The sequence below is a fragment of the Streptomyces sp. DH12 genome (assembly GCF_020873895.1).
GTDB lineage: Bacteria > Actinomycetota > Actinomycetes > Streptomycetales > Streptomycetaceae > Streptomyces.
Genome location: NZ_JAHWGT010000105.1, coordinates 1 through 1,126 on the forward strand (window position 1 = coordinate 1; position 1,126 = coordinate 1,126).

Consider the following 1,126-nt stretch of genomic DNA (forward strand, 5'->3'; position numbering starts at 1 on the left):
AAGGATGCCAGGTTGACTTGTCAAGCTGATATCGCGGGGTTTCACTCCCGGACGGGGCTCAGCTCAGGCGGTAGGTGTCTTCGAGTTCCTGCCGGTCAGCGGGCAGAAGCACGTCAGCGACCTGCAAGGACCGGCCGGAGGCGTCACAGGCGACGACCAGGACACTCAGCACGGGCATACCGTCCGGCAGATCCAGCAGTTCGGCTTCACTCGCTTCGGGCAGCCGGGCCGACACACGCTCGACCACGTGGTCGAAGCGGACCTTCTTCCGCGTTTCGAGGTGTTCGCGGACACTTCCACTCAGAGGCTCGTCGGTCCCCAGCTCAGTGCCCTCGACCAAGCCGGCGGGGAAGTACGACGAGACCAGCTCGACAGCTTCACCGTCCTCCTCGACCAGGAAGCGACGCATGAGGACTTCGGTCTTCTTCGGCAGGCCGAGCGCCGAGGCGACCCGAGCCGGGACAGGTACACGCCCGACTTCGATCAGCCGCCCCGCACCCTGCGTCTCATCGCGCTCCAGCGCCTCACGCCCCCGCCGGTCTTTCTGCTCGACGACCTCCGGTCGACCGCGGACGATCGTGCCGTACCCCTGCCGGGACTCGAGCCAGCCGTCCCGCTTCAGCAGCTCCAGCGCCCGGACGACGGTCGGCCGGGACATCCCGAAGGTCTGCACCAGCTGGTTCTCACTCGGTACGCGGGTGCCGGGCGCGTACGTGCCGTCCTCGATGCGCTGCTGAAGCGTCTGCGCGAGGCGCACATACTTCGGTGGCTCCACTTCATACGCCATGAACGCCGCCTGTCGGGATTGGCCAAGTCAACTGGTCAACCAGCCTAGCGACACTTTCACAGTGACAGTAGGAGAGGTGAGCTATCCCGTCACGCCGGCCAGGCATCGGCGACCACGAAGGAGACGACCGTTCCGCCGAGATGGCTGGGCCCGGAGCGCCAGGAATCCGCGATGGAGTCGACCAGGAGCAGCCCCCGTCCGTGAGCGTCGTCGGCGTCCGGTCGCCTGAGGCGCACGCTCGCGGGAAATCCCGGGTTGTGCACCTCCACGTGCAGAGACGACCCCTTTCGTGACCACTCGACCCGGACAACCCACTCCTCGTCGGACTGTCCGTAGAGG

2 protein-coding genes are annotated in these 1,126 nt (G+C 66.5%); both read right to left on the reverse strand.

All coding sequences use genetic code 11. From position 1 onward, the window contains the following. Positions 1–58: 58 nt before the first annotated feature. Entirely contained in the window at positions 59–787 is a 729-nt protein-coding gene (locus LPA54_RS32765; RefSeq protein ID WP_228917164.1) for a GntR family transcriptional regulator, read from the reverse strand. A gap of 89 nt (positions 788–876) precedes the next feature. After that, positions 877–1,126: ATP-binding protein (locus LPA54_RS32770; RefSeq protein WP_228984397.1), on the reverse strand; the 250-nt coding region annotated here is incomplete at its 5' end.

What these genes read in the sequence shown, in the direction of transcription:
- LPA54_RS32765 (WP_228917164.1), bottom strand. Translation starts at nt 787, where the DNA reads ATGGCGTATGAAGTGGAGCCACCGAAGTATGTGCGCCTCGCGCAGACG.